This window comes from Borreliella japonica, from assembly GCF_030438115.2.
Lineage (GTDB): Bacteria > Spirochaetota > Spirochaetia > Borreliales > Borreliaceae > Borreliella > Borreliella japonica.
The window spans coordinates 843,337-869,275 of record NZ_CP124062.1 but is presented as its reverse complement, the minus strand read 5'-3'; the positions used below and the strand labels follow the sequence as shown (position 1 = coordinate 869,275).

At 28.4% G+C, this 25,939-nt stretch carries 21 protein-coding genes; 1 reads left to right on the top strand and 20 read right to left on the bottom strand.

The features are described 5' to 3' along the window. Nucleotides 1–3: 3 nt before the first annotated feature. From murC to QIA21_RS04720, 5 genes are read right to left on the bottom strand one after another with little or no spacing between them, the layout of a single operon-like run. Complete coding sequence (murC, locus tag QIA21_RS04740; protein WP_301393320.1) at nt 4–1,416, bottom strand: UDP-N-acetylmuramate--L-alanine ligase; 1,413 nt, start codon at nt 1,414–1,416, stop codon at nt 4–6. Beyond that, entirely contained in the window at nt 1,406–2,353 is a 948-nt protein-coding gene (locus tag QIA21_RS04735; protein WP_091971519.1) for a hypothetical protein, read from the bottom strand. Before QIA21_RS04735 ends, murC begins: the two co-directional genes overlap by 11 nt. After that, a complete protein-coding gene (locus tag QIA21_RS04730) occupies nt 2,322–3,269 on the bottom strand; it encodes a pseudouridine synthase family protein (RefSeq protein WP_301393319.1) in 948 nt (315 codons plus the stop codon). Before QIA21_RS04730 ends, QIA21_RS04735 begins: the two co-directional genes overlap by 32 nt. Nucleotides 3,270–3,281: 12 nt before the next feature. Then, complete coding sequence (gene panF, locus QIA21_RS04725) at nt 3,282–4,649, bottom strand: sodium/pantothenate symporter (protein ID WP_418905523.1); 1,368 nt, start codon at nt 4,647–4,649, stop codon at nt 3,282–3,284. Nucleotides 4,650–4,677: 28 nt separating this feature from the next. Further along, nucleotides 4,678–4,830, bottom strand: a complete 153-nt coding sequence (locus QIA21_RS04720; protein WP_301393400.1) for a hypothetical protein — start codon at nt 4,828–4,830, stop codon at nt 4,678–4,680. Between the two features lie 130 nt (nt 4,831–4,960). On the opposite strand from QIA21_RS04720, the gene coaBC reads away from it, so the two are divergent. After that, on the top strand, nt 4,961–6,133 hold the full coding sequence (coaBC, locus tag QIA21_RS04715; RefSeq protein WP_301393317.1) for a bifunctional phosphopantothenoylcysteine decarboxylase/phosphopantothenate--cysteine ligase CoaBC: 1,173 nt from the start codon (nt 4,961–4,963) through the stop codon (nt 6,131–6,133). A gap of 25 nt (nt 6,134–6,158) precedes the next feature. Here coaBC and QIA21_RS04710 read toward each other — a convergent pair whose 3' ends face one another. From QIA21_RS04710 to mutS, 15 genes are all read right to left on the bottom strand, one after another. Next, the gene (locus tag QIA21_RS04710) at nt 6,159–7,565 is read right to left on the bottom strand and encodes a HEAT repeat domain-containing protein (RefSeq protein ID WP_301393316.1); all 1,407 of its coding nucleotides are present in this window, start codon (nt 7,563–7,565) and stop codon (nt 6,159–6,161) included. Then, nucleotides 7,562–9,082 carry a murein biosynthesis integral membrane protein MurJ gene (gene murJ / locus QIA21_RS04705; protein ID WP_091971534.1) on the bottom strand — a complete coding sequence of 507 codons (1,521 nt, stop codon included), beginning with the start codon at nt 9,080–9,082 and terminating at the stop codon, nt 7,562–7,564. Before murJ ends, QIA21_RS04710 begins: the two co-directional genes overlap by 4 nt. Further along, nucleotides 9,075–10,202 (bottom strand): tRNA guanosine(34) transglycosylase Tgt, encoded by a 1,128-nt coding sequence (gene tgt, locus QIA21_RS04700; RefSeq protein ID WP_301393314.1) that lies wholly within the window; start codon nt 10,200–10,202, stop codon nt 9,075–9,077. The genes murJ and tgt overlap by 8 nt, the downstream gene beginning before the upstream one ends. Nucleotides 10,203–10,243: 41 nt before the next feature. Beyond that, nucleotides 10,244–11,311, bottom strand: coding sequence for an LptF/LptG family permease (locus QIA21_RS04695; RefSeq protein WP_301393313.1), 1,068 nt, complete (start codon nt 11,309–11,311; stop codon nt 10,244–10,246). Further along, nucleotides 11,308–12,597, bottom strand: coding sequence for an LptF/LptG family permease (locus QIA21_RS04690; protein WP_091971543.1), 1,290 nt, complete (start codon nt 12,595–12,597; stop codon nt 11,308–11,310). The genes QIA21_RS04695 and QIA21_RS04690 overlap by 4 nt, the downstream gene beginning before the upstream one ends. Then, nucleotides 12,572–14,083: a ligand-binding sensor domain-containing protein gene (locus QIA21_RS04685; protein WP_301393312.1), complete on the bottom strand. Its 1,512-nt coding sequence runs from the start codon at nt 14,081–14,083 to the stop codon at nt 12,572–12,574. The genes QIA21_RS04690 and QIA21_RS04685 overlap by 26 nt, the downstream gene beginning before the upstream one ends. Nucleotides 14,084–14,089: 6 nt before the next feature. Next, nucleotides 14,090–16,261: a polyribonucleotide nucleotidyltransferase gene (pnp, locus tag QIA21_RS04680; protein WP_301393311.1), complete on the bottom strand. Its 2,172-nt coding sequence runs from the start codon at nt 16,259–16,261 to the stop codon at nt 14,090–14,092. 14 nt (nt 16,262–16,275) lie between these two features. Beyond that, nucleotides 16,276–16,542: a 30S ribosomal protein S15 gene (gene rpsO / locus QIA21_RS04675; RefSeq protein WP_091971547.1), complete on the bottom strand. Its 267-nt coding sequence runs from the start codon at nt 16,540–16,542 to the stop codon at nt 16,276–16,278. A 173-nt stretch (nt 16,543–16,715) separates the two neighbouring features. Further along, nucleotides 16,716–17,564, bottom strand: coding sequence for a tRNA pseudouridine(55) synthase TruB (gene truB, locus QIA21_RS04670; protein ID WP_301393310.1), 849 nt, complete (start codon nt 17,562–17,564; stop codon nt 16,716–16,718). Nucleotides 17,565–17,566: 2 nt separating this feature from the next. Then, nucleotides 17,567–17,929: a 30S ribosome-binding factor RbfA gene (rbfA, locus tag QIA21_RS04665; protein WP_301393309.1), complete on the bottom strand. Its 363-nt coding sequence runs from the start codon at nt 17,927–17,929 to the stop codon at nt 17,567–17,569. A 23-nt stretch (nt 17,930–17,952) separates the two neighbouring features. Continuing rightward, nucleotides 17,953–20,604, bottom strand: a complete 2,652-nt coding sequence (infB, locus tag QIA21_RS04660) for a translation initiation factor IF-2 (protein ID WP_301393307.1) — start codon at nt 20,602–20,604, stop codon at nt 17,953–17,955. Nucleotides 20,605–20,606: 2 nt separating this feature from the next. Next, a complete protein-coding gene (gene nusA / locus QIA21_RS04655; protein ID WP_301393306.1) occupies nt 20,607–22,055 on the bottom strand; it encodes a transcription termination factor NusA in 1,449 nt (482 codons plus the stop codon). A gap of 13 nt (nt 22,056–22,068) precedes the next feature. Next, a complete protein-coding gene (gene rimP, locus QIA21_RS04650; protein WP_091971555.1) occupies nt 22,069–22,506 on the bottom strand; it encodes a ribosome maturation factor RimP in 438 nt (145 codons plus the stop codon). Between the two features lie 100 nt (nt 22,507–22,606). Beyond that, nucleotides 22,607–23,224 carry a ComF family protein gene (locus QIA21_RS04645; protein WP_301393304.1) on the bottom strand — a complete coding sequence of 206 codons (618 nt, stop codon included), beginning with the start codon at nt 23,222–23,224 and terminating at the stop codon, nt 22,607–22,609. A 1-nt stretch (nt 23,225) separates the two neighbouring features. After that, the gene (gene mutS, locus QIA21_RS04640) at nt 23,226–25,814 is read right to left on the bottom strand and encodes a DNA mismatch repair protein MutS (RefSeq protein WP_301393303.1); all 2,589 of its coding nucleotides are present in this window, start codon (nt 25,812–25,814) and stop codon (nt 23,226–23,228) included. Nucleotides 25,815–25,939 lie beyond the last annotated feature (125 nt).

The following is a 25,939-nucleotide window of genomic DNA, read 5'->3' as shown; positions in this document are numbered from 1 at the left end:
CCCTTACAGAAAATCGTGTAAAATAAAATTATTCCCAGCGCCCATTGTAATAAACAAATCTCCTGATATTAATAAATTTTTTATAAATTCAACAGAATCTTTGATATTTTTAAAAAAATAAGTGTTTCTATTTATTTTTTTAATATCTAAAAACAATTTAACAGAAAGTTCATCTGAATTAAAATTCTCCCTATTAGAAAGATATATATTGTGCAAAATTAGTACATCAGCAACACTCAGAACTTCAACAAAATCATCAAAAAATTCTTTTGTTCTCGTGAAAGTATGGGGCATAAAATTCAAAATTATACGCTTGTTTTTATAAAAATTTTTAATGCCAAAAAGCGTATCTCTAATTTCCCTGGGATGGTGAGCATAATCGTCCATGTAAATCACCCCATTTTCTTCTTTAATAACTTCAGCTCTTCTTTTTATACCACTATAATTTTTTGCAACTCTCTTTACTGCTTCTTCAAAATCAAAAATTGATTTTCCATTACTTTCTAAAAAAAGATTTAAAGCTAAAAGCGATGCCGAAAAATTTAATACATTATGAAATAAAACGGTCTTAAGTTCAATATTGTACAAGCCTAAAAAAGAAAAACAAAAATATTCATTCTTAACTACAATATTACTTATTTGAAAATCTGAATCTGATAAATCTCTAGATCCAAAACTAAAAATATTTATATCTTTTCTGTTGATTTTCCTTTTAATTTTAAGCAAATTATTATCATCAGAATTGATTATCAATATTCCATTTTCCTTCAAATTATTGATATATTGTAAAAAAGCATCTTCAAGAACCTCATAATTTTTAAAAAAATCAACATGCTCATACTCAACATTGGTTAAAATGAGCATATTAGGACTAAAATGCAAAAAATGTTTTTTATACTCACAAGTCTCAACAATAAAAATGTTGCTAATACCAGATATTGAAGAATTATCTCCAAAATCTTTAACACTTGACCCCACAATAACATTGGGATTTAATCCTAATTTATTAAAAAGAATACCTAAAAACGCGGTAGTGGTGGTTTTACCGTGAGAACCTGCAATTCCAATGCTATAGTACTTTTTAGAAAGCTCGCCAAGAACCTCAGGATAAGATAAAATAGGTATATTTAATTCTTTTGCTTCAAGCAAAATTTGTAAATTATTCTTATCATAAGCTGAAGAATATACTATTAAATCAAAAGACCTATTAAGCTCTTTTAATGAAAACTCATAAATATTTTCGTAATAAGATATTTTATTACGACTTAAAACCTCGTCAGTATGAAATTTATCAGGAACATCTACCCCTTCTACATAATACCCTTTTAAATTTAAAAAACAAGCCAGAGAACAAACTCCACTTCCCTTTATTCCTACAAAAAAAATATTATTCAAACTGTCAAAATCAACTTTCATAGCTCTCTTCTAAATAATCTTTTTTGTCATAAAATTTATGTATAACTATGTCAATAGATAATATATTAATTATTGTATACTTAAGTACGTTCGTAATAATATAAGTTCTAAGCATTTCTGTATTATTAAGCAGGTTATTTCCAAGAGGGATATTTAAAAAAAGCTTAAAAAGGTAATTAGTTCCATCTTTTTTTATTTTAAGATCACAAACAATATAACTTCTATCATACTCAGAAACACAATGTTCAATAATTTGCCTTACGGCTCTCTTAGAAATAGATAAAACCCCTTCTTCATAAAAATGGGGCCTTACAACAGATCTAATATAATTTTTCTTCTTAGTAAAAAACCATCCACTTTTAAAAAAAACTTTAATTGGGTTTAATAGCAAATTAGGTCTAACAGACGTTATTTCAAAAGCAGCTGCTGGTACAACATGCTCCCCCATTTGCCTTGAAATCTTTGCTTTTTCTATCTCTTGCCTAGTTGAAACATCTGTTATGTAAATAACCTTAAAAACATTCGGCAACAAAAGCCTTGAAATTATTTTATCTATCATTTTAAGGCTTGTTCCTAATATTAATATTTTATTAAATTCTTCTCTTCCGAGAACTTCAAGCATTTCAGTGCAATGAGCATCATCTTCAAATACAGATCGCTTTACTGCTCTAAAAACATTATCTTCAAACTTAGCAGAACTTCCAGCAATAATTTTCATGCTTTTGATCAACACACCATCATCAATTATTAACGGTATTGAATATTTATCTGCTACCAAATGCGATCTAAAGCTTTTACCAGTTCCAGCAGATCCTACCAATGCATACACTTTAACTCTAACAAATTTATGCTTAATACTAGTTGCAAAGTTCCTAACCTTGCTTAACATTTTTTTTAAAAAAAAATTACTTGAAAAATTCTGAAAATTCATAAACATCAAAAATATCTTTTACTTGCTTTAAAAATTCTAAACTAGGCTTAGCATAAAATTCATTCTTTTTAAAGAATGTTTCATTAAATTTTACCAAAAAAGAGTGTAAAAAGTAATCACTTTTCTTGAATTTATCATGATATTTTTTGTCATTAATTAAAGGATGATTGTTAAACGAACATTGAGACCTTATTTGGTGAGTAAAACCTGTTTCAATAATAACTTCAGCAAGAGTAGCTTTCTTGCAAGACAATATTGGATTAACCTTTGTAATTGCATTAATATACTCTTTATCTTCTAAAACAAAAGTTTTTCTCAGTCTTTTATTTCTAAATAAATGATTTTTATAAACAACAGTTGACTTAACTTCGCCCATAAGTATTGCAAAATATTTTTTAGTTATAGAACCACTGCTAAATGCTGCACTTAGCTTTCTTGCAGTATTTATATTTTTCGCAAAAATAATAATACCAGAGGTATTTCTGTCAAGCCTGTGAACTGCTGAAGGCTTGAAGCTTAGAGATCTTAAATTTTCCCTTAAAAGATAAGCATTCACTAAAAAATCAAGAGAGTTTCTGCCTCCATGAACCAAAATACCTCTTTGCTTATCCACAACAAGTAAATCATCGTCCTCATAAATTATTCTTTTTTGAATACACTGAAAATCAATATTGCTTTTATAAAATTCATCCATAGTTAAGTTCAAACTTTGAGCTAAAGATTTATACAAATAAATTTTATCACCTTTACAAACTCTACATGAAAAATGTGGTTTTAGACCATTAAGCCTAATATCACCCTTTCTAATATGTTTTATTATCCTGAATTTAGGCAAATTCAAAATTTTAATTAAAATTGAATCTAATCGCTTACCATTATCGTTAGCAAGAATTTCTAAAAAAATATACTTATCCAAAAGCAAGAAATAATTATCCTAATAAACTTTGCTATATTTTTTACAAAAAAAATTAGCCATTAAAAATGTAAATATAGAAACAAAAAATGATGGAAAAACGGGATGAAAAAACCAAATATTCAAATCAAAACATAAAATACACAAATAAAACATCAAACCTAAAAACATAGAAGCAAATGCCGCTATTTTGCTTGCAAAATTTAAATAAAGTCCAAAAACAATAATGGGAAAAAATGAAACTTCTAAAGCTCCAAAAGCAAAAATATTAATAAAGAATAAAAAATTGGGAGGAAAGAAAGAAAATACAAGTATTATTAAAATAAAAAAAACATTAGAAATCATTATTATTCTACTAACCTTTACATCTTCTTTTAAATCTTTTTTATAAATAAATATTGACTTTATTAAAACAGATGTTATTAAGAGCAAATTTGAATCTATTGTAGACATTATTGCAGATAAAAGACCCATAAAAAAAATAAAACAAGAAAAAGAGTTTAAAACCTTTAAAGCTACATTTAAAACAACTTTATCATCTGGATTTAAATCTGGAAAAAGAATAATAGCAAAAAAGCCTATTAAATGCATCAAAATAATTAAAAAACTGATAATAAAAGTAGAAATGGGAAGAGACAATTTTATAGCCTTCTCATCTTTGAATGCTATAAAATTATTGATAATCTGAGGCTGACCTAATATTCCTATTCCTATTAATATCCAAAAAGAAATTATATATTGTGGTTTTAAGTCAACATTTGAAGGAAGCAAAAGATTTTTATCTAAACTAAACATTGCTGTTTTGAACAAATTATTGATGCCTCCTCCCAAATCTAACATCTTGGCAAACAAAATAACAGATGAAACTAACATTAAAAGCCCTTGAATCAAATCCATATAAGCTACTGCCTTAAATCCACCAAAAAATACATAAATAAAAACTAATAAGGCAAAAAGCAAAAGACCAACTACATAATCAATACCCCAAAAAACTTCTATAAGCTTAGCACCACCTATTAATTGGGCAGAAATCAAAAACATTGAAAAAAAAATTAATACACATCCACTAATTAACGCCAAAAAATCGCTTTCATATCTATATCTAATGTAATCAATAATATTTATTGCATTAATTTTTTTTGATTCTTGATTTAATCTCTCACCAACAATAATAAAAGCAATTAAAGTTGTAGGAATTTGTATAGTAGCTAATAATATAAAAGATAATCCATACTTATAAACAGCAGAGGGACCAGAAATAAAACTACTAGCACTAATATAGCTAGAAGAAAATAGCAAAGCCATAACAATAAAATTAATATTTCGATTTGCAAGAAAGTATTTATTTAATAACAAAAAACTACCTCTATTTCTTTTTTTACAAACAATTTAAAAATAAAAAAATATTAATAATGTATCAAGTTTTACTAATTACTAAAATAAAAAAACAAACCAGAAAAAAATTTATACTGGGAAACAAAATTCCTGACCAAAAAAACCACAAAGGAATATTAAATATAGTAGCTGATGTGTCGATAAAATAGGCAAAAAAAACCCACAAGAAAAACATACAAACATACAATAATACAGCGTACAAAATCCTATTTATCATTTAAAACAACCTTAGCAAAAGGGTATCAAAATTTATAAATTCAAATACAATATATATTATATAATACACATTGTATAATATATATTGTATGAATCAAAATAAACACATATTAATCGGTATATCTGGAGGGATAGCCTCTTACAAGTCAGTTTACATAGTATCTAGTTTAGTTAAATCGGGATACAACGTAAAAGTTATAATGACAAAAAATGCAACTAAATTTATTACACCATTAACTCTAGAAACCATTTCTAAGAACAAAATAATTACTAATTTATGGGATTTAGACCATAATGAGGTTGAACATATAAAAATTGCAAAATGGGCTCACCTAATTCTTATCGTTCCTGCTACCTACAATACAATATCTAAAATTGCATCAGGAATTGCTGATGATGCATTAACTACAATAATATCTGCAAGCACAGCCCCTACTTATTTTGCAATAGCAATGAACAATGTAATGTATTCAAACCCTATTTTAAAAGAAAATATAAAAAAGCTTAAAACTTATCATTATAAATTCATTGAACCTGATAAAGGATTTTTGGCTTGCTCATCACATGCTGTAGGACGCCTTACAAATGAAGACAAAATTATAAAAATAATATTGAATGAATTTAATCAAAAAAATTGCCTAAAAAATAAAAAAATACTAATAACAGCATCTAGAACTGAAGAATCCATAGATCCAATTCGCTATTTTTCAAATAAATCAACGGGAAAAATGGGATTTTGTTTGGCACAAGAGGCTATTAAACTGGGGGCTCAAGTTACAATTATTACAGGACCAACAAATGAAAATGAACCTGAAGGAGTCAATATTATAAAAATAAAAACCGCAATGGAAATGTACAATGAAGTTCTAAAAATATATAATAAATTTGAAATAATAATTGGGGCTGCAGCTGTTGCCGATTTTAAACCCAAACACATTTTCAATAGTAAAATTAAAAAGAACAAAACCAATAGATTGTATATAAAATTAGTAAAAAATCCTGACATAATCCAACACATAGGGCACAATAAGCTTAAAAACCAAATTGTTGTTGGATTTTGCGCTGAGAATTCTAAAAATTTAATTCAAAAAGCCAAGGAAAAATTAAAAAAGAAAAATTTAGACTTCATAATTGCAAATGAAATTAAATATTTTGGTTCAAGCTTAAACAAAGTTTATATAATAAATAAAGAAAGCATAAAAGAACTACCAGAAATGAAAAAATCAGAAGTAGCTAAAGAAATTTTAAAAATTTTGCACTAATACCGTTTCAACGGTTTATTAAAAATCAATAGTTTTTTAAAAGCATTTTAATATATTCAGAATTCGTCTCACTTTTAATTTTCTTAAGTTTGTCATAAAGTGATGAAGATTTATTATAAATAGCTCCTTTTAATGCAAAATGCCTTAAATCAACATTTTTACTATCAATGATTTTAGAATAAAAATTATCAAAATTGCCCTTTTTGCCAGCCAACATTGAAGCAATACCTTTTAAAACATTTGAAGGTCTATTAACATTTTCTTTGTTAACAATTTCCAAAGCAATTGACAATGCTCTTAGAGAGTTTTTATCTAAAAGGTAACTAAACATTGAAATTTTAAAACTATTGTCAATCTTAAAATCAAACATGATATTTTTTATCTCAATATCCCCAAGATCCATGTCAATTAAAGCCATAGCAGAAGCCTCCCTAACTTTAAGAGATGGATCGCTTTTAACCTTATAAATCAAAATATCCTTTGCTGAAGAGTCCTTATGTCCTTTAATTGCATTAATAGCTTTAAATCTAATATTGTCATCGGAATCTCTTAAAAATCCTTGTAAAATCTCTTTAGACTTTAAAGAAGGATCTTTGGATAAAGAAATAATAATAGCCAATTTAACATTTAAATTATTGTTATTACTCTGAAGATACAAATCAGCATTTGTAGTTACTTTATCTGGAGCAAGATATGACAACGCCTCAATTGCAGCAGCCTTAATTGATGGACTCTCGTAACCATCTAACGAAATTTCATAAATTCTATTCTGATAATCGACAGCGGTCATTTTCCCAAGAGCAATAAGTATTTCTCTTCTAGCACCATCATTTCCAGAATATTTTTCAAAAACTTCCATCATATTTTTAGAATACTCAAGAGAATTAAGCTCTCCTAGATAATAAGCTGCAATAGATACCACATTGCCCTCTTTATTTTCAAGAATATCAATAAGCATTTTTTTCAATCTATCTTTATCATCAAATTCCTTAAGATACAAAATTGCTAAACCAAGCAAAGCATTTGAATATCTTTTACTCTCATAATTTTCAAGAATATAATTTGCTGTATCAATACCTCCTGAATACTTAAGAGAAATAAACAATTCGAGTATTTCCTTTTTAATCTCGGCATTAAAGGTCTTATCAAGTCTTTTTTTAAGAGAAAAATTATATTGACTATCACTTGATTTTTTAAGAGCTTTTATAATGCTTGTAACTTGACTATCAAGTCCATAAAGAATTGTATCGTTAACATACTTATTATCTAAAATGACATTAGAAAAATTCTCACCATTAGAAGAATTTTCTCTATCAATCTTATTTTCCGTAATTTCAGGCAACAAAGGTGAACTAGGAAGAACTGGAGGGCTAACATTTTGAGCATACACATTTAAAATAAGCATAAAAAATAAAAAATTAAAGTATTTCATAAAGCATCCCTCCTAATAAAACTAAAGAGTTTATTTATTCCTAAAACAAAATAGCAAATAAACAAAATAAAAATACTAACAATTCCTGCCAAAATTAAAAAATAAAGATTTTTAAAACTAAAACCTACATCCCAATGAAACTTCTCAAAAAAGAAATAAACTATATATAAGGGAACAAGTGTAATAATTGACTTTAGAAAAACAAATAAAATCTCAATTAAGTCAATTTTAACTCCACTTTTTAATATTATAAAATAAAAAACAATTACACAAATCATAAAAGAAATAGATTGAGCTAGAGCTAAAGCATTCAAGCCATAATAATTAATACCAAAAACAGAAAGTACAATGTCAAGAATAGAAAATAAAACACTCAAATAAAATGGTGTTTTTGCATCACGAATAGAAAAATAATATTTTTGGAAAAAACTAAACATCGAATAAAAAAGCAAGCCTAAAAGAAAACATTTCAAAACACCCGCTGTTTTTTGAGTATCATAAATAGAAAACTTGCCCCCCATAAGAAATAAATTTAAAATATAATCAGACCAAATAAACATCAAAAAAGACACCGGAATAAAAATTAACAATAAAATTTTAATTCCATCTACTAAAAGAGTATTTAATTTTACATTATTATTTGAAACAGCGTACTCTGCCATTTTAGGAAAAATTACCGTTGCAATAGAAATATAAAAAATTCCTACAGGAAGCTGATAATAAACTACAGCATTACTAAAAATAGAAACACTTCCTATCTCAAGGGTAGATGCTAATGCAAATGAAATCTGCTGAGTAACGATTGAAATAGAAAATCCAAAAATCATACGAACCCATCTACTTAAAAAATTTAAAAATACCTTTTCTTTGAAATAGAATGTTGGCTTCCAAACAAATCCAATCATAAGGCAATTTACAAATGGAATCAGAAATTGTAAAAACCCTCCAAAAATTACGCCAATAACAGCACTATATATTCCAAAACGATCATACAATAAAAATATACTCAATATTATTCCAAAAGAAAACATAATAGGTGAAAATGAAGGAATAAAAAAAATTTTATATGAATTTAGAACAGATATAAAAATTGATGCTAGACTTATTAGAAAAATATATAATACTAAATAACCAAATAAAGAACTTGCAAAAATTAAGTTTTCTCCCCTATAATAAGATAAAAAATACATAATAGGCTTTGCAAAAATAATCATAACTAAAACAATCAGACCAATAGAAATGACATTAAAGGTTATAACTACTCTGAAAAAAGAAACAGCTTTTTCGTGCGATTTGTTTTTCTCATATGTAAATTCGGGTAAAAAAGCCGAAGTCATTGCGCCCTCTGAAAGAATTTTCCGCAAATTATTAGGAATATTGAAAACATAGTTAAAAATATCAGCATCAAGATTTGCGCCAAAATAATAAGAGAAAATCTTTACCTTTGCAAATCCCATTATTCGTGAAAAAAAAGTGGAAATCATGACCAAAATTGTAGAAAAAACATATTTATTCATCGAAATTTCCCTCTTCATACTTTTTTAAATACGAAGTCCTAAAGTTTAAAAAATTATCATTTAGAATTGCATTTCTAATCTTTGAAATCAATCGAAACATATAGTAAATATTATGTTCACTTGCCAAAATTATTCCAAAAAGTTCTTTTGATTTTATCAAATGTCTCAAATATCCTCTTGAATATCTCGTACACAAAGTACATCCGCAATTTTTCTCTACTTGAGAAGTATCATCCTTATACTCTTTTCTACCAATACGCATTATTCCATTATCTGTCAAAAGAGACCCATGCCTAGCAATCCTTGCAGGATTAACACAATCAAAAATATCAATGCCGTAATATATAGCATCAAGTATGTAATGGGGAGTACCAATGCCCATTACATATCTTGGTTTTTCTTTTGGTATCAAAAAAGAACTATATTCAAGAATTTCCAAATATTTTTCTCTCGGTTCTCCAACAGAAATGCCTCCAATAGCAATACCTGGACTGTCTAATTCTAATATATCATTGATGCTTCTTTTCCTCAAATCTTTAAAAAAATTTCCTTGGGTTATTAAAAATAAAAGCCCCTTGTATCCCTCTTTTTTATTTTTATAAGACTTAAATGTACTGCGAGCCCAATTGGTTGTAATATTTGTATATAAATTGGCTTCATTATAATCAATCCCATAAGAACTACAAATATCAAGTGGCATAATAATATCGCTGCCAAAAATCTCTTGCATAGCAAATACTCCCTCGGGAGTAAAATAATGATAAGATCCATCTAAATGGGATTTAAAATGTACACCTTTTAAATCAATTTTTCTTAGACCGGAAAGAGAAAACACCTGAAATCCACCCGAATCAGTTAAAAAATTTTTATTCCAAGTTGTAAAATTATGAAGACCACCATATTTTTCAATAGTTTTAATGCCTGGCCTTAAATATAGATGATAAGTATTTGCAAGCATCAAATTGCATTCTAACTTTTCAAGAACAGCATGTTTTAATCCTTTCATTGCCCCCAAAGTACCAACTGGCATAAAACAGGGAGTATCTACTCTGCCATGAGGAAGATTCAGAAATCCAACCCTTGCATTAGAATGTTTGTCATTCTTAATTACACTAAACATATAAACATCCTAAATAATTATTATATCTATACATATATATACTATTTCCTAACAATTCTATAAACAAAAAAATTGATAATCAAAAAAAATATAGTTGTAAAAGAACTTGCAATATATATATGCAAATAACCAAGATCCGCTAAAAAATTAAAAATTACAATAGAAATGACATAAACAACAGCAAAAGCAATGCTATTTAATAAACTGAGTATAAAAATATTTTTTTTAAGAGCAAGAGCAATAAAACCAACAGTAAAGCTGAGAAGAATTAATCTAAATGAAAAGAATACTCTATTTAGCAAATCAAACAATGCATCAGAATAATTCAAATGTTCGCTTTTTAGAAAACTTATCCAATTAATAAGTTTAGTAAAATTTAATGCCTTTGATGACAGCATCACAGTTCTTATGTAATCGGGCTCTAGCTTAATAATTCCTGTCCCATCAAGAACATCGTAGGCATTCTCTTTAATTTTTCTACCAACCTTAACAAACTCTCTAACACCATAAAGCTTCCATTTATTGTCTTTCCATTCGGCTTTATTTATATCATACCTTGCTTGAAACTCATCTTTATTATCTTTAATTATAATCATTAAGTTAGAAAAAGTATTCTCATCAATATCATAAGATTTAATATTATAAATTTCTCTAGCAAGATCTCTAATTATTATAGTTTTATCGCTAGATCCGCCATTACCAATGCTATTTTTAATAAGAACATCTCTTCTTGCTACTGTATCTATTACTAAATAATTATCAAAAAAGAAAAGAACAACCGAAATAAATACGCTAATCAAAACGATTGGTCTTAATATTCTAGTCAGTGAAACCCCACAACTAAAAAGACCTATTATTTCATTTCTCATAGAGAAATTACCAATAAGATTAGAAATAGCAAAAAGAAAAGACAAAGCTACTCCATCGGAGAAAGCTTTTGGCAAATACAAATAATAAATATAAAGAATATCCTTAAAACCAATATTTTTTTCAAGATAATTGAGAAGATTAACAAATAAATCACCTAGCATAATTAAAATCATGAAAAGTAGATTCATGGACAAAAAAGTAAGAATGATACTTTTTACAAAAAGCTTATCTATTTTCATTTTTTTAATAATCTCAAAAAAAGAACTGCTCCTGCAAAAACTAAAATCAAATTGGGCAAAATTGTAACAATAATAGGATTTGGTGCATACTGCACAGTATAAACTTTTCCACCAATAAACATTACCCAATAAAAAACACAAACAATAATTGAAATTACAAGCTCAAGAATAATAGAATATTTACTATTAGAATACATCCCCATTGAAAAAGCCAAAAAAATAAAAAATAAAACTGAAAGAGGTAAACTAATCTTTTGATAAAATTCAAGATTAAATAAAGCTAAATTTTGATTCATGCTTTTATCTTGATAAGGTTTAAAACTTAAATTTAAGTTATACATATAATTTAAATTTTCAAAGACATAAGATTCATCCACATAATAATTTTGATTGTACAAATAATTTAAATAAAGATTTGAAAAATTTAAACTTAAAAAGTCCCCTTCTAAATTATTTTTTATATTTGAATCTGCAATTAAATTGTTTTGCTTTTTAATTAATTTTACAACATCTCTCATACTCATTTGAGAAGGAGTTACATAATTTAGTAAAAAACTATCACTAAATGTAACCTGATCGATTGAATATTTCATCTTATCTGCATAAAAGTAATCATAAAATCCATCCTCACTGTCTGTTAAAGCAATAGATAGAACATCATTTAAAATGAAATAAACTTGAAAATTTTCTTTTCTAATATCAAGATTTTTTGCTATAAATATTCTATCAAATCCCTTAAGCCTAGTGTTATCAAAAAAAGTTACATTTTTATAACCATTTTCCGATTTCTCACCAGAAACAAAAATCAAATCTCCATATTGTCTGCTTGAATAAGGCTTTAATACCAAATGAGGAATTTCTTCTTTTATTTCATTAAAAATTTTTAACCTACCAATAGATCCAAGTGGAAGCAAAATATCATTAGATATAAAAGATATAAAAACAATAATTACTCCCAATTTAAAAAATGGAACAAGCAAGTCAAAAACTGATATACCAATTGAACGAAAAGCTAAAATTTCATTATGAATCTTGAATTTATGAATAGTAAGAATTACTGAAATCAAAGAAGCAAAAGGGGGGGAAAGCGCAATTACCATGGGAAGAGAATATATAATAAAAATAAAAGCTTTAAAAAAAGGAACATAATTTTGGAGAAGTATTCTCATAAAGAATAAAATTTGATTTATAAAAAATACAAAAAAGAAAAATAAAAACGTAATTAAAAAATATTTAAAAAATTCAGCAATTATGTAAGACTCATAACTGTTTTTTAATATTTTCATCTACAAAAACCAAACCGTTATTAAGAGTACCCAGTATGACATAATTTTCAAATCTAGAAACTTTTATTAAATTCAAATTAAGAAGCCCATTATTAGGCCCAAAATAATCCCAGTTATCATTTTCAGAATCATAAATCAATAACCCGTGATCAAAAGTTGCAAACAATAACTTTTTATCTTTAATATCCATATCCATAAAATAATTAACATCAATATTATTGGCAATAACATGCTTTTTATAACTATTTTTATTTAAATTTAATTCGAAAAGACCACCGCCATACGTTCCAATAAAATAACTATCTTTATATCCTTTTATAAAATTAATATTTTTTTCATTATCATTCTTGCTAAAAAAATCTAAATGTTCGATATTTTTCAAATTATCAACATTAATACTGTAAATAGCCTTATCAACTGTTCCAACTAATAATAAATTCTTTAAGCTATCAAAGCACATTGAAGAAATTTTATTAGATCCAAGAGGTACATTTTTCCAATTTTTTAAATCATAAAACCATAACCCAGAATTTAAAGTACCAACAAATATTCCATTTTTAACAGCAAGCAAAACTTGTATATTGCTAAAATCAGCATTATCAGGAACATTTATTTGCTTCAAATCTCCATCAACATCGTCTATATAATAAACAACATTTTTTCCCCCAATATAAATTGTTCCATTATAATCAGCAAAACCCCTAATGCCATTTAAAAAAATGCTTTTTTTATCTTTAAGATAGACTCTATAATCATTTTTTTTAATACTATATCTTAAAAGCCCACCTAATATATTAGTTACAAATATATTCTCATTAAAGACAAATATATCAAAAACACTGTTGTCAAGAAATCCTAAAGACTCTAAGTTTAAATGACTTACGCCAAGTTTATTACTTAAAAAAGCATAAATCTCTTTGTCATAACCTGAGACAGAAAATTCATTAATCTCTTTAAACGCAGAAATTGCATCTGATTTTTCTTTAGCAAGATATTTCAATTCGGCTGATCTTAAACTAGCATGAGAATATTTATAATCTTTTAAAAAGAGGTCAAAATTATATTCAGAAAGATCGTAAAAACCATTCTCATAATTTATATATCCAAAAAACAAATTAACCTTGGCTAACAATTCCCTGTCATGCCGATTCTCATCAGATACTATTTTATTTAAATAATAGTTCGTCAAACCAATATCTTTTTTAGCATAACTTTCTCTGGCTTTTTTAAAATAAAAATTATTTTCTTTTAAAAAAGCATCACTAAGAAAAAAAGATTCATTATCTTTTAGCCCTATCAAATAATCTCTTTTAAATTTATCTTCATTAACAACATTATTATCACCAACAATAACTATTTCTTTTTTCTTCCTAACAAGATCACTAACATGAGAATTTTGAATAGATTTATTTGCAGTAAGACAAGAACAAAACAAAACAAAACATATAAGACGACCTTTACATAAATTATTAAAAACAAATCTCATATTATTTTAATAATCTTTATCTCTAACAATTTCAAGATCAATTTTTCCAAATTTGTCTATATCAATTATTCTAACTTTAATTCGCTGACCTTCTTCTAATTTTGGAGGTCGAACTAACCCTACATTACCCCTTACATTATCTCCACCACCACTAAATCTGGAATATCTATTATTACCATTCCCAAATCTTCCAGAGCCATACTTATTGTCTCTAGATTTCAAGCGAGTACTTAAAAACCCTTCTTTTGTAGGAGTAAGCTCAATAAAAGCCCCAAAGCTATTAATCTTTTTAACAATTCCTTCATAAATTTCACCTACCTTTGGTTCTCTTACAATACTCTCTATTTTTTCTTTGGCCTTTTGCATCTTAACATCATCATCACCGAAAAGAATAATTTTTCCATTTTGCTCAATTTGAACCTTAACCTCAAATTCATCTGTTATGGCCTTAACAGTTTTTCCAGTAGACCCTATTACAAGAGATATCTTGTCAATATCAATTTGCAGCTGAACAATTTTGGGAGCATACTTAGATATACCAATTCTTGAATCCGAGATTACAGTATTCATAATAGACAATATATGCATCCTGCCCATTCTTGCCTGCTCAAGAGCATCTCTCATTAAACATTTAGTAACATTTTCAATCTTAATATCCATTTGGAATCCAGTAATTCCATTTTTTGTACCAGCCACTTTAAAGTCCATATCACCTAAATGATCCTCTTCTCCAAGAATATCACTTAAAACTACATATCTATCCCCTTCGCTAATAAGTCCCATAGCTATTCCTGCAACTTGCCTTTTAACAGGAACCCCTGCAGACATTAAAGACATGCTTCCAGCGCAAACAGTAGCCATTGAAGAAGAGCCGTTGGATTCCAAAATCTCAGAAACTACTCTAATAGTATACGGAAAATCATTTTTTCCAGGAATCATCGATTCTAAAGCTCTTTGAGCTAAATGACCATGACCAATCTCACGCCTACCAGTCATAAGCCTACCAGTCTCACCAACTGAAAATGGAGGAAAATTGTAATGAAGCATAAAATTAAGACGTTTATCACCATCAATATCATCCATTATTTGCTCATCAATGCTTGTGCCAAGAGTAGTTACTGCCAAAGCCTGTGTCTCTCCTCTTGTAAAAAGTGCAGATCCATGCGTTCTACTTAAAATATCAATTTCTGCAATAATGTCTCTTATCTCATTAGGAGCTCGACCATCTGTTCTAAGCCTATCGTTAAGAATAGAATTTCTAACAATCTCCTTCTCAAAATCATCAAAAGCTTTATAAAAAAGAGACTCATTGCTATCCGTCAATTTCTCAAGAGAAGAAAAATGCTCATAAGATTTATTTCGCAGCAAAGTTATAGCTTTATCTCTATTGAGCTTTCCCTTAACAAAACAGGCTTCTTTAAGCTCAGTATAAATAAAATCTCTAAGCTCATCTTTAAACTCAAATATTTTTTCTTCAAAAGCTAAAGGAAGCTTTTCTTTCTTGCCTACAATATCTAAAAATTCTTTTTGAGCATTGCAAATTTGCTTAATATATTCATGCGCACCGTCTATTGCTGAAAGCAAAACATCCTCACTAACCTCATTAGCACCACCTTCCACCATTGTAATTCCATTTAAACTTCCTGCAACAACAATATCAAGATCAGAATCATGAATCTCTTCAAATGAGGGGTTTACTATAAACTCACCATTTAAATAAACCATTCTAACAGCTGCAATGGGGCCATTAAACGGAATATCTGATAAAAAAACTGCCGCGAAAGCAGCATTCATTCCAACAATATCGGGGGGATTGAGCTGATCTGTAGCTAAAGTTGTAGGAACTACTTGAATTTCTCTACCAAATCTTTTATCAAAAAGAGGTCTCATTGGCCTATCTATTAACCTAGAAACAAGAATTTCTTTATCCTTTGGCTTCCCTTCTCTTTTGATAAATCCTCCTGGAATCTTACCAGCTGCATAATATTTCTCATTATATTCAACAGAAAGCGGAACAAAATCCAAATCTTCTCTCACATTACCTGAACAACAAACAGTCGCAAGCACTGAAGATCCTCCATAAGTTGCAAGAACCGAACCGTTGGCCTGCTTAGCCATAAATCCCGTCTCAAACACCAACTCGTCTCTGCCTATTTTCAACTTTAATATTTTCCTCAAAATTCAACCTCTTTTTATTTTCTAAGACCAAGTTTAGATATCAATGTCCTATAAGCTTCTAAATCTTTTTTCTGGTAATACCGCAATAAACTTCGCCTTTGACCTACCAACTTTAACAAGCCCCTTTTTGAACTATAGTCTTTTTTATTTACCTTTAAATGTTCAGTTAAATACTTTATTCTACTTGTAATAAGTGCAACCTGAACCTCAACAGAACCAGTATCACTTTCATTTTTACCAAATTCAGAAACTATTTTTTGCTTTTGCTTTTTATCTATCATAAAGCAACTCCTATACCATTATAGTAAAGCCCTAAAAAACCTCTTACTATAATTTAAACTAACTACTATGATAGATTATAATATTTTTTCTTAAAAATCACAAAAACAATTTAACCTTTTTGGGTTATTTTTAATAACAAATTATTAAACCGTTTGAAAAAATAAATACAAAATTAAAATATAATAACATATTTATATTTATTCAAACCTATTCCTTCAATAACCGCTAATATTTTCCTTTCTCTGGATTTTAAAATTTTAAACTCATTAGTATTGATTTGAATTTCAACGTAAGCCCCATTTTTAACAAGACTTATCTTGCTAGAATCAATATAAACCTCTTCAAAACTTTTTAAAGATTCTAAACTAATCAAGGAAGCTTTACTCAAATTTTTACATAATATGGAATCTTCTAATCTAAACATACCTATTTTAGTTCTTTTTAAATTGTTAACATACGCGCAAGAATTCAAAGAATAAGCCAAATCTCTTGCAATACTCCTAATATAAGTACCTTTTGAACAACTAATTTTCAAACTAAGCAAAGAAGAGCTAAAGTCATAGCTTAATCTCTGAATATCATAAACATTTACTCTTCGTTTTTTAATTTCAAAAAACTTTCCATTCAAAGCAAGTTTATAAGCCCTGCTACCATCAATATGAACAGAAGAAAATCTAGGAGGACTTTGATAAATCTCTCCCACAAATTCTTTAAGCTTTAAATCTATATCCTCTAATTTAGGAATATAATCTGTTTTATCAACTATTCTTCCATTTGGATCAAGAGTATCTGTTTCTAATCCAAATCTAAATTCTGCTACATACTCTTTATCCAAAGAAATAAAATATCTTGCAAGCTTTGTGTACTTTCCTACAAGAGCAATCAAAATTCCACTTGCAAATTTGTCAAGTGTACCAGTATGCCCAACATGATTTGTATTAAAATATTTTTTTATAGGAAAAAGAGTTTCAAAAGAAGTTTTGCCTTGTTCTTTATTAATCAAAAGGAATCCATTTTCCAAATTTAATTCTCTCTTGTGGTATTCAATCCTTCAATTATCTTATTAACATAAAACGATTTGGAAAGAGAATCATCCTTAACAAATAATAATTTAGGAGTATTTCTAACTTTAATTCGCTTAATAATTTGACTTTGAATAAATCCCTTAGCATTATTTAAAGCTTTAACTGCATTATCCAAAGAAGCACCTTCTTTGATCGAACCCATAAACACTTTAGCATTTACTAAATCTTTTGAAAATTCTACTTTAACAACGGTTAAAAACGAATGAATTCTGGGATCTTTAATTCCCCTGCTCACTATTAAATTGCCAATTTCTTGAGCAATAAAACTCTCGAGTTTAAATTTTTTTATATTCTTATACATAAACACATATAAATAAAGCAACACTAAGTTTTAAAAGATTTTTTTACCTTTTTTACCTCAAATGCTTCGATTATATCTCCTTCTTTAATATTAGCATAGTTATCAATCATAACACCACACTCATATTGCTCAGCAACTTCCTTAACATCATCTTTAAATCTCTTTAAAGATGAAATTTTACCAGAATGAATCTGTAAACCATCTCTCATCACATTAGTAATCGCATCTCGTTTTATTAGCCCACGAGAAACATAGCAACCAGCTATTACCCCAACTTTAGGAACATTAATTACAGCCCGCACTTCAGCAAACCCAATAAACTGCTGCTCAACATCTGGTTCAAGCATCCCTTCAAGAACTGCCTTAACATCGCTTATAGCATCATAAATAACATTATACTTTCTAATCTCAACTTTTTCATGATCTGCTAGCATCTGAGCTTTTACAGTAGGTCTTACATGAAATCCAATAACAATAGCATCGCTTGCTGAAGCAAAGCTAATATCTGTTTCAGTTATTACACCTGCTGATGAATGCACAACTCTTACCCTAACCTCATTGTTTGTTAATTTTTCAAGAGAATTCTTTAAAGCTTCAACTGAACCTTGAACATCAGCTTTTAAAATTATTTTAAGCTCTTTAAGTGCTCCTTCTTTGATTGAATCATAAAGATTTAACATGGTAACTTTCTTTACATTCTTAGAAGATTCATATTTTTTAAGATCCTGTCTTTTAGAACTGATCAATTTTGCTTCTTTTTCAGTTTTAGTGACTTGAAAGGGATCTCCAGCCAGAGGCATTGAAGAAAATCCTAAAACACTAATAGCTTTAGCAGGTCCAACACTATTCATAGAAACACCCTTCTCACTAATTAATGCCTTAACTTTACCATAGCACGCTCCACCTACAAAAGAATCTCCTACGTAAAGGGTTCCATCCTCAATAATAACAGAACAAACTATTCCGCGCCCCAAATCAATCTTGGCATCAAGCACTTTTCCAATAGCTCTTTTAGATGGATTTGCCTTTAATAACATAACATCAGACTGCAAAAGAATCATATCAAGAAGTTCAGAAATTCCTATATTTTTAAGAGCAGAAATCAATACAAAAATAGTATCTCCCCCCCAATCCTCAGGCACCAAGTTGTATTCTGAAAGTTGATGTTTAATCTTATCAGGATTTGAATCTGGCAAATCAATCTTATTTATAGCAACAATAATAGGAACATTTGCTTCTTTTGCATGATTAATAGCCTCAATAGTTTGGGGCATAACGCCATCAATTGCTGACACAACAAGAACAACAATATCTGTAACTTGAGCTCCGCGACTTCTCATCATAGTAAAAGCTTCATGACCAGGAGTGTCTAAAAATGTTATTTCTCGGCCATTATAAACAATAGTATAAGCTCCAATATGCTGAGTAATACCACCAGACTCTGTTTGATTTATATCTATGTTTTGAAGCACAGAAAGCAACTTGGTTTTACCATGATCAACATGACCCATTATTGTAATAACAGGTGGCTTTTCAATTCTTTTGCTTTGATCCTCTACTTCTTCTTCTATAACCGTTTCATCATAAATAGAAACGACATTAACTTTTGAACCATATTCTTCAACTAAAATAGTTGCCGTATCAGAATCTATCTTTTCATTAATAGTCACCATTACGCCCAAAGCCATTAATTTAGCAATCAAATCAGAGGATTTTAAATTCATCTTTCTTGCAAGATCGGCAACAGTAATACTACCCATAATGTCAATTGATTTTGGAATAGGGTTAGCTAAATTTTCTCTTTTCTTTTTTTGAAGTTGTTCGAAAACCTTTTGCTCAATTGTTTTGCTCTCAGTTTCTGCTTTTTTTCTCTTGTAGCTTTTTTGACTTTCTTGTTGCTGTTTTTTCTTCTCACCAAGCTTACGATTTAACTCTTTGCTATTCTCAGAATCTGCTGAAGGAGTGCTGCTAACAATAGGAGAAACTTTGGTTTTTATAACTCTTCTAAAAGACACAGAAGGGGTATATTTATTTTGAGAATTATTTTTGGCAATATATGTTTTCCTTGTAGAACCTTGATATTGAGAGGCCAAACCATCTCTGTTTTGCGAATACCCAATAGGACCACTGTCTCTGTTTTGTGAATATCCACCAGGTCTACTGTCTCTGTTTTGTGAATATCCACCAGGTCTACTGTCTCTGTTTTGTGAATATCCACCAGGTCTACTGTCTCTGTTTTGTGAATATCCACCAGGTCTACTGTCTCTGTTTTGTGAATATCCACCAGGTCTACTGTCTCTGTTTTGTGAATATCCACCAGGTCTACTGTCTCTGTTTTGTGAATATCCACCAGGTCTACTGTCTCTGTTTTGTGAATATCCACCAGGTCTACTGTCTCTGTTTTGTGAATATCCACCAGGTCTACTGTCTCTGTTTTGTGAATATCCACCAGGTCTACTGTCTCTGTTTTGTGAATATCCACCAGGTCTACTGTCTCTGTTTTGTGAATATTCAACTTTGTTATTATGCTTATACAAATCAATAGAACTATTATTTGAACTATTTTTAACACTTAAATCGTTATGCGTTACAATCTTTACTACCTTCTTTCTCAACTTAATAATCTTAATTTTTTTACCATCCTCATTTTTAATATCATCAATATCTTTCGACAAACTTACTCCTCCTCAAACTCAAAACTAAGCCCTATTTTACAACCCGGACAGGAAGTCATATTTTCATTAATAACAACACCACATTCAGGACAAAGAAGCTCTTCATCTTCTTCACTCTTTACCATAGACTCACCATTATCATTAGCAATTATTATCATTCCCTCTTTCAATATCTTGTTAATTTCCTCTTGTTTTTCATAACTTACTCCAAGATTGAAAAGCACTCCCTCATTTGCTTGTAAAAAATTATTAATATCGTTAAGCCCCTCTTTTGATAAATTAGAAATCACAGAAGAATCAAGCAATTTAAGATCACTTATTTTACTGATCTCTTCAAATTGTTCCTCTTCAACAACATCTTGCATAACTTTATCAAACATTTCAAGTGTTTCTTGCTTAAACTCAGAATTAGCTTTCATTTCTGCAAATTGACTGCTAGTTTTAACATCAATAGCCCAGTCAAGAAGTCTATTAGCAAGTCTGACATTTTGACCCATTTTACCTATAGCAAGAGAAAGTTGATCATCACTAACAACCACCAAAGCCTTATGCAAATCTTCATCAAGAATATAAACATGATCTATCTTAGAAGGGGTCAAAGAATCCTTTATGAACTCCTTAATATCCTTACTATAAGGAATAATATCAATTTTCTCTCCTTCAAGTTCCTTAATTATAGATTGAATTCTGACTCCTTTTTGCCCTATACAAGGACCAACAGGATCAATCTCTTCTTTTTCAGAATAAACAGCAACTTTGATTCTGTACCCCGGATCACGAACTATTTTATGAATCTTAATAATACCTTCTTCAATTTCAGGAATTTCAAGCGCTAAAAGCTCTTCAATAAACTTAGGATGAGTTCTAGAGAGAATAACTTCAATACCATTTTTACCTTTTTTGACATTATAAACTAAAACTCTAATCTTATCATTAAGGCTATAAACTTCTCTTGGCGACTGATATTTTTTAGGAATTATACCATCCGTATTACCAAGATTAACATAAAGATCACCATTTCTATTTTGTTGAACATATCCAATAACAACTTTATTCAACTTGCTTTTAAATTCAGATAAAATCTCATTATCCTCAATTCCTTGCAAATCATTTTTGGTTCTTTGTTTTGCAACTTGAATAGAAAGCCTATCAAAAATCTTAGGATTAATTTCAATGTAAGCGTAGTCACCTTCTACAATATTTTCCTTTGAGATATCTTTTTCTAAGATTTCAAGTAAAGAATCTTTCACCTCTTCTACAATTTTCTTTTTAGCATAAACCGCCAAATCCCCTGTATCATCATCAAACTTAACAAAAGCATTCTCATTGTTTCCAAAATACTTTTTATAAGCTATCAATACTGATTCTTTAATTGTTTTTCTAATAGAATCTACACTCATACCGCGATCATTTGCAATACTTACAATCATATGCCCCGTACCCTTTATCATCCAAACTTCCTCCTTAAACTAATCTGGCTTTCTTAACATCGCTATAAAAAACACTTAATTCTTTGCTGTCTGTTTTAAAAATAAAACTTTTCGATTTTGATTCTAATATAAAACCCTCTTCAAATTCATTATCTAGCATTAACTTAATTTTTTTACCTTCAAAAATTTGGAACTCTCTGTCACTTTTTATTTTTCTATTTATTCCTGGCGTAGAAAGCTCCAAAGTAAAGCTATATTTAAGACTTGCTTCCAAAATTAATAAAATCATTTTATGCAAATCAGTTAGCAAATCAATGCCTAAAGAAAAATTTTTACTATAAAGAACTATTTGAATTTTTCCACTATTTTTACTTCTAAAGATATTAATTTCTAATATTTCAACATTTAAACGTTCTGTTAGATTTTTTATCAAATTATAAACTTCATTACTTTTATCAAAATGCTTAATCAACTACATTCCTAAAATTAATAAGGTTCTTTTAAAAGAACCTTATTAAATACATAACTAAACCTTAAGTCAAGGTTAACACTTAGAAAAAATAATGTCAACATTAAACCAAATTATAAGATTTGGCCAAAGAAAGCTTTATAACCTTATAAGCTCCAAATTGTGTAATAAGGTCTTCACAAATACGCATAGATGTTCCTGTAGTAACAATATCATCTAGCAAAACAATTTTTTTAAATTGAAAATTTTTATACTTTGATCTTAATTTAATTTTATTTTCAAGATTTCTAAATCTGAGATTGCCTCTCATTAACTTCTGACTTTTCCCATACTTTCTTGAAAAAATATTTATATAATTAAAACCAAATCGGTTTAATAAAATACCAATATATTCCATGTGATCAAAACCATAAAATAACTTTCTTTTAAAACTACAAGGAACGGTTACTATTTGATCGAAATCAATCTTATTCAAACATTTAGCAATTTCACTTGCTAAAAATCTACCAATTGACTTTTGACCATCTCTTTTGTAAGACAAAATTAAAGATTTGTAATGCTCTTTATAGTCAAAAAAATAAATTAAATTCTCATCAAATTTAATTTTAAAATTAAAAAGCAACTTACATTGATCACATAGAGCATTAGAAAATACATATCTTTTTCTGCAAAAAACACAAAAAGGCAAAAATATACTTTTAAAAGCATTTAAATAGCTCATGCTAACTGGACTGAGAAACTTTTAAAACAATTTGATTTAGTAGCTCAATTGATTGAAAAGGAGTAATATTATTAATATCTATATTAGAAATAAAATTTTTTAACTCTAAATACTCATTTAATTTAACATTAACATCAGCATCATTTTTCAAAATTTCTCTATCGTAGCTATCATAAGAGACATAAGGAAGAAATTCTAAACAAGAGCTACTCTTTCGACTCAATAAACCTTCTAATATAACATTGGCCCTATCTATTACCCTTAAAGGAAGTCCTGCTATGCGAGCAACATAAATCCCATAAGAATTAAGAGACGGCTTTTCCTCAACTTCTCTTAAAAAAACAAGATCATTGCCTTGCTTTTCAATTTTCATTGAAAGATTAATAAAGGCTTTATGATCAATAGCTGATAGTTCATGAAAATGTGTTGCAAACAAACTTCTAGCTTTAATATACTCTAAAATATATTCTATAATAGAATAAGCAATAGCAAGTCCATCATTTGTACTAGTACCTCTTCCAACTTCATCCATAATTATTAAACTCTTTTCTGTTGCATTTCTTAAAATATTGGCTGTTTCATTCATTTCAACCAAAAAAGTAGACTCTCCTTTGGCAATATTATCACTTGCTCCAATTCTACAAAAAATTTTATCTGTAATACCTATTATAGCATTAGCAGCAGGCACAAAAGAACCTATATGTGCCATTAAAGTGATTAAAGCCACCTGACGCAAATAAGTTGATTTACCTGCCATATTAGGACCAGTAATTAAACAAAAATACCTTTCTTTATCAATCCTTACAAAATTTTCAGTAAAAATTTCAGTGTTTTTCACATAGTGCTCAACAACAGGATGTCTAGACTTGTCAAGAAAAATTTCTTTATCAGATGTCAACACAGGCCTTTTATATTCATTTTTCTTTGCCAAATAACCAAAGTTAACAACCACATCAATATATGCAAAAAATGCTGCAACCTTCTTAAGAACTTTATTATGCTTAACAACATTTGATGCTATTTCATCAAAAATTTCTTGCTCAAAAGCAACAACATTGTCTTCAGCATTATTAATATCTACTTCAAGAGAAATAAGTTTTTCTGTTTTATATCTTCTTGCAGAACTTAAAGTTTGACTTTCCATAAAATGAGGTGGCACTTGAGCATAATTACTCTTTGTAACCTCAAAAAATAATCCCCTATTATTGGTTTTTCTAATCTTTAAATTATTGATTTTACTAAGCGATCTCTCCGATTCAAGATATTCATCAATATATTTATTTGCATTAATCTTTAAATCTTTTAAACTATCAAGCTTTAAATCATAACCTCTTTTAATAAGCTCATCGGGTGAACTCGAAATTGAACTATTTATCAAAAAATATACTTTAGAAATACTACCCTCTTCAAACTTATCAAAATTCCAATAATCAAAATTATGCTTGTCAAATAACTTTTTTACCAAAAAAAATACAGAAAGAGCTTTTTCAATAAATAAAAAATCTTTTTTAATATATCTTTTCATCTGAATCCTAGATATTATTCTCTCAATATCCCATATATTAACAAAAGCTTCTCTTAAATTCACAGTTAAGCTAATATTTTTGCAAAAAAAATCAACATGATCTAGTCTAGCATTAATATCAGAAATATTTAAAATCGGATTTAAAATAAATTCCCTCAAAAGTCTCTTTCCCATTGCGGTTTTACAATCATTTAAAACAGAATACAATGAGTATTGAGAAGAAAAATCATTATTATTTTTTACAAGCTCAAGATTCACTTGAGTTACATCATCAAGAAACATATACGAAGAATCATTATTAATATCTATTTTATCAATATTACTTAATAAATTTTTTAAATTATTTTTTATATGATTTATAATAAGAAAAGTTGAAATATAATAAGGCTTTTCTTCGTCAAATCCAAGAGAACTCAATCCAAGTATGTTAAAATGTTCTTTTATTGTTTTTATCGCAATATCCTTGTCAAGATGCCAAGCGGGAACCCTGTTAATTAAAAACCGATTAAGATTAAGCTTTTCTAAGTATTCATAATAAAAGTTTTCAGAAACTATTATCTCTTTAGGAGAATATTTCTCAAGATCCCTTTTAAGTTTTTCTAAAAAGCTACCCCCATAAAACATTATTCCAAGACTAGAAGTAGATAAATCTATATAAGAAAACGAATAATAATTTTTATAATCGCTAATAGCAACTAAATAGTTATTAACATCGTCACTTAAAAAATCTTCATCAAGAATAACTCCTGGGGTTATTACTTCAACAACCTCTCTTTCTAAAGGCCCTCCCCCAGAAGAAGAATTAGTAGCCTGCTCACAAATTGCAACTTTTTTATCAAATAAAATTAATTTCTTTATATATTCCTTGCTAGTATGGCAAGGCACTCCACACATTGGAACATTTTCTCTTTTTGTCAATGTTAAATTAAGAAGCTTACTTGCCTCAATTGCATCGTCAAAAAACATTTCATAAAAACTTCCTACTCTGAAAAAAATAATAGCATCTTTATATTTTTTTTTGATATCTAAGTATTGCTTCATCATTGGGGTAACATTTTTTTCCATATGCTTCCTAAATAATATTGAATTATAATTGATATTATAAAGTAAATATAATTCAATTAAAAATAAAGAATATAAACTGAGAAAAAGCTTTAAAATAGTCTATCTAAATAAAAAGCACTTAAATA